This is a genomic window from Cyclobacterium salsum (assembly GCF_010119245.1).
In the GTDB taxonomy this organism is placed as follows: Bacteria; Bacteroidota; Bacteroidia; order Cytophagales; family Cyclobacteriaceae; genus Cyclobacterium; species Cyclobacterium salsum.
Genome location: NZ_WNKG01000019.1, coordinates 24,746 through 31,391, shown reverse-complemented (window position 1 = coordinate 31,391; position 6,646 = coordinate 24,746). Strand labels below are relative to the sequence as shown.

7 protein-coding genes are annotated in these 6,646 nt (G+C 43.3%); all 7 read right to left on the bottom strand.

Translation table 11 applies throughout. The features are described from left to right. Nucleotides 1-363: 363 nt before the first annotated feature. A complete protein-coding gene (locus tag GJS45_RS22835) occupies nucleotides 364-1,017 on the bottom strand; it encodes a JAB domain-containing protein (protein ID WP_162344210.1) in 654 nt (217 codons plus the stop codon). 611 nt (nucleotides 1,018-1,628) lie between these two features. Next, nucleotides 1,629-3,161, bottom strand: a complete 1,533-nt coding sequence (locus GJS45_RS22830; protein WP_162344209.1) for an RNA-binding domain-containing protein — start codon at nucleotides 3,159-3,161, stop codon at nucleotides 1,629-1,631. 183 nt (nucleotides 3,162-3,344) lie between these two features. Continuing rightward, the gene (locus GJS45_RS22825) at nucleotides 3,345-3,836 is read right to left on the bottom strand and encodes a hypothetical protein (protein WP_202928157.1); all 492 of its coding nucleotides are present in this window, start codon (nucleotides 3,834-3,836) and stop codon (nucleotides 3,345-3,347) included. Between the two features lie 76 nt (nucleotides 3,837-3,912). After that, complete coding sequence (locus GJS45_RS22820) at nucleotides 3,913-4,563, bottom strand: hypothetical protein (RefSeq protein WP_162344208.1); 651 nt, start codon at nucleotides 4,561-4,563, stop codon at nucleotides 3,913-3,915. After that, nucleotides 4,538-5,446, bottom strand: coding sequence for a DUF4099 domain-containing protein (locus GJS45_RS22815; protein WP_235954928.1), 909 nt, complete (start codon nucleotides 5,444-5,446; stop codon nucleotides 4,538-4,540). The genes GJS45_RS22820 and GJS45_RS22815 overlap by 26 nt, the downstream gene beginning before the upstream one ends. Continuing rightward, a complete protein-coding gene (locus tag GJS45_RS22810; RefSeq protein ID WP_162344207.1) occupies nucleotides 5,443-6,450 on the bottom strand; it encodes an ArdC family protein in 1,008 nt (335 codons plus the stop codon). Before GJS45_RS22810 ends, GJS45_RS22815 begins: the two co-directional genes overlap by 4 nt. Beyond that, nucleotides 6,440-6,619 (bottom strand): hypothetical protein, encoded by a 180-nt coding sequence (locus GJS45_RS22805; protein ID WP_162344206.1) that lies wholly within the window; start codon nucleotides 6,617-6,619, stop codon nucleotides 6,440-6,442. Before GJS45_RS22805 ends, GJS45_RS22810 begins: the two co-directional genes overlap by 11 nt. Nucleotides 6,620-6,646 lie beyond the last annotated feature (27 nt).

The window sequence follows — 6,646 nt, the reverse complement described above, 5'->3', positions numbered from 1 at the left end:
TTTTCACCTAGTAATTCTATAATGCAAACCTAAAGGCCACGGCGGACACGCGCTAATGTGCATCTTCAATCCCGGGCACCACCCACACATAGGCAAACTCCTCGGGGTTTTAAAATGACGACGTAAAAGATTCATATTTCACTCAAACCCCTCGTCAAACATGCCTCTGTTCTTCCCACCGCACTGCCCGGAATTTTTAACGCCAAAATCTGCAAGGCGGAAGATAAAAAAGTAAAAATATTTAACGATCATGTTTCTGAATGCTATTTAAAGTACTTTAACCAGCAGATGAGTGGAATTTGGAACAAAGTGAATGAGATTTATCAAAACTAAAATCCCATTCACTTATTTAAAAATGAAGCCCTATATCAGGCCTTCATCTGCAAAACTCAAGTACGAAACATCCGTGAAAATCAGGTGATCCAAGACCGGTATTTCGAGGCTTTTACCAACTTCGCTAAGCCGCTGGGTCAGCCTTTTGTCTGCTTCGGATGGATTAACATTTCCTGATGGATGATTATGTACTAGAATCAACCCCGAGGCCAAGTAGTCCAATGCTTTTTTGAATATCAACTTGGGGTCTGCCAAAGTACCGTGGGTTCCTCCTGAACTGATCTTATGGAGTTTGACCACCTGATTATTCCGGTTTAATAAGATGATGTAAAAGTGTTCTACGACTTCGTCAAAAAGGTAAGGCTTCATGCAATTGTACACATCCTGGGAACAGTTGATTTTGATTCTTTTATCCGGTTGTTCAACCATTCGTCTTCTTCCCAGTTCAAAGGAAGTCACCAGTGCGGTGGCCCGAGTATATCCGATGCCCTCTATTTTGAGCCATTTTTCCATGTCCCATTTGGCGAGTTCCGAAAGCCGGTTATCTGCCAGTTTAAGGATCTCCCGGGCTTTGTCTACTCCGATATTGGCGATTGCAGCGATGATATGATAGTCTGTCATCGCGGATTTCCCCTGGTTGTAAAGCATCTCGGTGGGTTCTGATAATAGATTGAAACGTTTCATGATGTACTTACCGACTTTAAAACTCCTGGCTCTGGAGGGCTAAATGAATGATAAGCCCATCCCATGGGGAGTTTTTCACTTAGCACAAGGAGGAACGGAATAAATCATCTCAGTCGGTCACCTCCTATTATGCCGTAGTTCCTTAGCACAATTCAGACAGTCAATCCGGATGCATGTGAAAAAATAGCCCATACCTTTGGTGAGTCATTGATTGGCCATCTTTTTTCACTATCAATTTCATAAATAATCCAAAAAATTATCCCTATCAAAAATAAATCACCTTCCAAAAATCCCCGAGACCTCCACGGTGTAGAACTCGTGAAGATGAAGTCGAAATTATGAACGGATTTTCCCGCATCCATAAAAACTTAGGTAAAGTTAATTGGGCGTGGATAGATTATTTTCGACAACCTTCCTCCTTGCCAGATCACCAGGATTAGAGGGCTTTCAACTAGCTCTCCGAACTTTTCTCCGAACCTCTCTCCGAACTTTTTCACTAATCCCTTCGTACTTTGTCGTTCGTTTCTTCCGAACTGATTATTCGGACTCATTGCTTATTTCTTCCGAACCAGAGTTTCTTCCTTATTTTGACGGAACCATCCTAAATATATTCATTCGTCCCAGGTTAAGAATACTATCCAAGTACCTTTTTTTGTGGCTCCTTCACGCTCCAAATAGCCTTTTTCACGCATTTTAGCAATGTTCTTCTCTACCGCCCGACTTGATATTCCAATTTCCAGTGCTATCTCAGCCGCAGTTACTTTTGGATTCGCTCTCATGGAAAGCAGAATTTTAAAGGCTGATTCACCAAGTTCACGTTTAATTTCTTCCGAACTCAGGATGATTTTCTTCCGAACTTTGGTTTTCGATATCCGAACTTTAGTTGAAGTCAAAAATTTGGAATGAATAGGAATAGCGACATGAAAAAATGATCGATCGTCATCTGTTTCAAACACTGCCTTTGGGGAGCCGTTCTCCTCCAATGCTTTGATAATGGTGGGTATCCCCGTAGCTTTTCCTTCGGTGAGATCGAGCTCTTTTAGAAAATCACCCAGTCTTCGGTTTCTGTAACGCCTTGGGATTACCTTGCCTTTTTTAAATTCCGCCAACTTGATGCTTCTGTCAGGCCCTCCGTAATTGATGACTCTGATCTTTTCCTGATAAATCCGTATTTCAACAGGTTCCCTTGTTTGATAGTCCCGGTGATATAGCGCATTGGCAATGATTTCTTCCAGGGCCTGGTAGGGGTAATTCCAAACCCTGATGGATTCCGCCTGACCTTTTACCTTGACGGTTTTTTGTTGGAGCACATTAATTTTCAAGTATTCAAGTGTCCTATTGATCATATGATCCACTGGCCCGGATATATGGGGCGCCTCCATAAATTCATCGGCAGCTTCTCCATTTGGGAAATGAACGATTTCAACCCGGCTGTAGGGAAAGTATTTTTCCGGATTTTCCGTAAACATCATCAACGCCACATTTCGGGGATGCCTTCTTTCCGGTGGCCCGTATAGCAATTGCATCTGGGAAAGCAGCTGCTCTTTGGTTAAGGCATCCATGTTTTCCAGTAGCTTACTACTTACCTTTCTCAGGTAATCCCGAACCAAGGTCAACGAGATTTCATCGAGACTCACCTGGGAATTGGCCCGGTCATCAAAGGGCGTTTTTCCACTCAAAGAAATTAACTCTTCTTTTTGGTCTTTAGATACTTTGATAGAGCTGGATCCATAACGTACGTAATAATGGTACTTTTTGTCTTTGGCCTTTATTTCATCCGGCACTTCATAAGGTCTGTTATCTCCCCCAAAGGCCCAAATGACCAAAATATTCTTTCCCTGAATTTCTTCAATACTGATTTTGGGGTGATAGGCAGGGTTGATCAGATTATTCAACTGAATCATTTCTTTTTGAATGCTATCCAGATCTTCTTCACCCAACCCTTCCGGAGGAAGAACAGGTCTACCGTTTTCTTCGGCTATACCCACAATAACGTAGCCTCCTCCGATATCATCAAAGTCATTGGCAAATGCGCAGATGGACCGGTAAATGGGTCCAGGATTCCAGCCTTTCTTGTATTCGATGCGTTCGGATTCTACTGCCCGCCCATTGATAAGATCCAAAACATTGATCGGTAATGCCATATCAATTTCTATTAAAAACTTTCAGTGGTGGTATTGGAATACATTCTGTTTACCGTTTACGATGAGGTTAAGGAAACCCTTGACTAGAAATTAAACTGTTTGCTTGACTGGTAATTTAGAATATTTCCTTCCATACCATTTCCTTCAAATCTCTAAAAATAAAATTAAAAATTTAAATTTACTCTAAAACCTCACCGTCTCACTCAACGGCTCCGCCACCTCCCCTACCGGCCTAGCTACGAACTGGTATATTTGGACTTCGGCATTGTTTCCAAATACCCTGATGGTGGCCCTTAGATCCTCAAAGTCATCATCGGGGATGTCTCCGTTGTGGACCAGGTTGAAAATAAAACCGAAGGTATGAACGGGTTCATCTGATTCTATGATCAATTCGGAAAAGGTAAGGGGCGTGGAAATGTTAAAGGTATTGGCCTGTTCGATGATCTGGGTCCATTCCAGTTCTCCGGGCTGGACGATGGTTGCACTGACAAATCCATTTTGGCCCTTATAGAGGGAATGAATGCCAAAATTAACCAGGTACTGATCCAGACTGCCTTCCATTTCAATTTCAATCCGGGCTGTTTTTTCTATTAGAAGTTGTTCTTCGGGTTCATTGCTGCATGAGAATGCCAAAAATATACCGACAAAATAAAAAAGGGATTTTAAATTTTTCATGGCAGCTGGTCAGTTAGGTTTTTTATTGGTTTTAATACTTATTATTTCACATTGTGCTTAAATTTTAAATCAACCCTTAAAAATAATTAAACAAATAAAAATTGTCAATATTTTTATCAAAAGGTTTACAGGTACTTACAGTTTGCCTTATTCCAATCTGTCTTAAATGGTTCCGCAATGAAAACTCCCCAGCAGACATCCAAAATTCCTTACCCTGAATGAAAGCAACTACCTTATTTCCCTCTACCCTAAAAGAGCACTCCAATCCCTTGATCCAATGCTGCACCTTACATTCCTTGATCCTTCCAATAAGCGAATGGCCAAAAACTGTATAGATTTTAACCTCCTTTGGGTATTGGGTTATTCCATGTAAAATAAGCCCTCTGTCCATCCTGGCTCCGATGGACAGAAAGGCGGAATAGGCAAAATTCATTCTCTTGAATTTACATTGGGCCATAAATATCAGATGCATAATCGCGTCGGAAATATAAAGTACTCGAACATTTTCGGGCAGAGCGGGTGAAAAATGAAGGAATCCGCAAGCCGACAACTTTTGCATTGAAACAGCAAGCACCTCCTGATCCACTACCCTACCCTTCTCATTCCGATACTCTGCGATCAACCTTCCACAGGCATCCTCCCGCAAAACGGGTGCAAATACCTGTTGAATTTCTCTGTTCACCCCAAGGCTTTCCAATAATTCAAATCCTTCTTTGACGCCTTTCATCTTCTGATTGATTCGGAGGGTTTACCTCGGTATCATTGGAATCAAATCGCTTTACCTCATCTCCACCCTTGGCCTGGTAGTTAGCAGGGTGGGCAGCGGAAACCTTTGAAAGTTCATCCCTGACATTGTTCAGGTCCCTGAGTGCATTTTTGTCATTGGGGTTTTGGGCAATCCTCCTTTCCATATTTTTCTGCATCGTTTTAAGTCCTTCCTGATAGCCTTTAGTATAGGATTGTTCCTCACTGCTTTTTTTGCCTAGCATTCTTCCTAAACCCGTCAACAGTAAATAGGATATTCCTCCATCCAACAGAACAGACAAAACCAGCCCGTTTCGGTTGGAGCGGATCCCCTTTCGATCTGCAGTCGAAAACCGGAATTGTGTACCGTCTGCCAGCTCCACCATTTCCCCCTCTTTGAATTTTCTCTTTTGATCTGCTGTCAGTTTTTCATTGTTGACGGCTTCCGGTGCCTGAACGGCCCTGGGGTCATAACTGATAAACTGTCGGGTATTTTTATCATAGGCAATGATCTCTGTTCTTACGTTCCCGTCCCGGTCCACATAATTCTTACGGATATTGGCTAGGTCCTCCTTGATCAGCTTTGCTTTCTCCTCTTTGGAGAGTTGGGGGTGGGAATTGGGAGACCGGTACACCGGATCTATTCTTAGGGAGGGATTGCCGTCCGTTCCCCTGACTATGGATAGGCGGGCAGGAAGACTGTCAATTTGGACATCCTTTCCCTTCAAATTTTTCAGTTCCACGACATCCGTCATCTTGCCATCCTGCAGCGCCCGAATCTGTTCTTCCGGAATGGTAAACTTTCCGTCTTTGTAAATCCCGAAAAGTTTCAAATCCTGCATGGGTAATTTCTTTTCAATAATCATCTTCCAAATTTTAAAGTGGTTTCCAATTCTTCTTGCGGTTCTTTATTTTCCGGTTGCTTTGAAATATCCGTACCTGGCTGCATTTCCTCCTGCTGCTTCTGCTCTCTTTTTCGGTCAAAGGCCATCAGGTAATCCATGATTTTTTGGGAATCAGCTGCCGCCTGATGGATTTCAAAGGGCTTTTCAGTTAGGATCTTGATCCAGCTGTCTACATAGGCCACATGTTGCTTGGGATCATGGCCAATCTGCAATTCCGATCCCAACATCATGCTGGCTATTTCCGCTCTCAGTTCTTCTCTGGCATATTCCTGTGTGCCAAAGGTGTTCATGATGCTCCTGTCCAAGCGGTCCTTATGCCCCGTCCAGTGGCCCAACTCATGCAGAAGGGTGGCATAATACATATCGGAGGCCTTGAATTGTGTCCTTTCCGGCATCCTGATGTTATCCACCAAAGGAGAATAAAATGCTTGGTTACCGGGAACATGTTCAATACTGGCCCCTGTATTTTTTACAAGGCTCTCTACCCTATTCAGTTTTTCCCATTGGCTCATCTCCTGCTTTTTTTCCAAAGTGGAAACGCCCTTGATCTGCTCAGCATTGAATACCCAGGCTTTGGTGACAATGGGAGGATCCAATACCCTCCTCACTTTTACCGGCTTCCCGTTTTGATCCAACACAAGTTTGCCCTGTTCATCCCTCTTAGGATAAAGCTGGTGTGTCTTGACAAAGTTGATGGCCATCCCTTTTGCACCTTTTTTTACCTGCCATCCCTGGGACTGGGCTTGCTTGAAGGTGGCCCACCTTGGATCTTCAAAAGGGGTGAACATTTGAAGGTAAAGAGAATTCAGTCCCCTGTAGGCCTGGTTGGTAACGGCATTGTAAGGCTTTTCATAGGCTGCGGTTGACTTTTCCCATGGCAGTTGCCAGGGAGCCGTTCCTTCTTTGAGCTGCGCAATGATCTTTTCAGCCACTGCTTCGTACATCTTTGGTGTTTCAGTTGCCATTTTGGGTTGGGTTTTCGGGTTCGACATGATCTTCCGGAGGGAGCTCGTCCAGGGTTTCCACCTGGTACAGCCTGGCCTCATCCCGGGTCAACTGCACCTGCTTTTCTTTCTGTAGCCTGTCCAGTTTTCCCAACAGGGATTGCATTGTTTTTTCTTCTTTTGATTTCATGGGTTTTGTCTTTAAATGATGTATAAA

Bases quoted from the DNA above. Each gene is read 5' to 3' on its own strand.
- GJS45_RS22835 (WP_162344210.1), bottom strand. From the start codon at position 1,017: ATGAAACGTTTCAATCTATTATCAGAACCCACCGAGATGCTTTACAAC.
- GJS45_RS22830 (WP_162344209.1), bottom strand. From the start codon at position 3,161: ATGGCATTACCGATCAATGTTTTGGATCTTATCAATGGGCGGGCAGTA.
- GJS45_RS22825 (WP_202928157.1), bottom strand. From the start codon at position 3,836: ATGAAAAATTTAAAATCCCTTTTTTATTTTGTCGGTATATTTTTGGCA.
- GJS45_RS22820 (WP_162344208.1), bottom strand. From the start codon at position 4,563: ATGAAAGGCGTCAAAGAAGGATTTGAATTATTGGAAAGCCTTGGGGTG.
- GJS45_RS22815 (WP_235954928.1), bottom strand. From the start codon at position 5,446: ATGATTATTGAAAAGAAATTACCCATGCAGGATTTGAAACTTTTCGGG.
- GJS45_RS22810 (WP_162344207.1), bottom strand. From the start codon at position 6,450: ATGGCAACTGAAACACCAAAGATGTACGAAGCAGTGGCTGAAAAGATC.
- GJS45_RS22805 (WP_162344206.1), bottom strand. From the start codon at position 6,619: ATGAAATCAAAAGAAGAAAAAACAATGCAATCCCTGTTGGGAAAACTG.